Source organism: Burkholderia sp. Bp9004 (assembly GCF_003858025.1).
GTDB lineage: Bacteria > Pseudomonadota > Gammaproteobacteria > Burkholderiales > Burkholderiaceae > Burkholderia > Burkholderia diffusa.
The window spans coordinates 1-419 of the sequence record NZ_QTQD01000098.1 but is presented as its reverse complement, the minus strand read 5'-3'; the positions used below and the strand labels follow the sequence as shown (position 1 = coordinate 419).

General features: G+C 64.2%; 1 protein-coding gene. It reads right to left on the bottom strand.

The features are described 5' to 3' along the window. A partial coding sequence (locus tag DIE08_RS35320; protein ID WP_148096108.1) for a hypothetical protein occupies window positions 1-419 on the bottom strand: 419 nt, incomplete at both ends.

Genomic DNA, 419 nt, shown 5'->3' with positions numbered 1-419 from the left:
TCGCTGCCGTCCGGGTGTATATGCTGGACGACGTTCTTCGCCTCATCGCGGAACAGCCATTCCTCACGCTGATCGGGATGGATGATGCGGTACGTGTAGCCGAGGTGGTCGTAGTAGTGCCAGGTCTCCTGGCCATGGGCATCGGTGACATAGGTGAGGCGGATGTTCTCGTCCCATTCCAGGCGGGTGTCGAAGCTGCCGTCGTCGGCCCATTCGCGCACGGCCTTGGCGTCGGGCCCGTCGCCCTGCCATTGCAGGTTCATGCCGCGGCCGGTGCGGTCCGTGTAGCGGGTAATCAGGTGGTGCTGGTACTGGTAGGTCCACGCGGCAGCATTCTCGTCTTGTGCCAGCGTGAGGTCGCCCGCTTCGTCATAGCGGTACAGGCTGAGGCGGCGCAGGGGTTCGTGCTCGCCCATCAG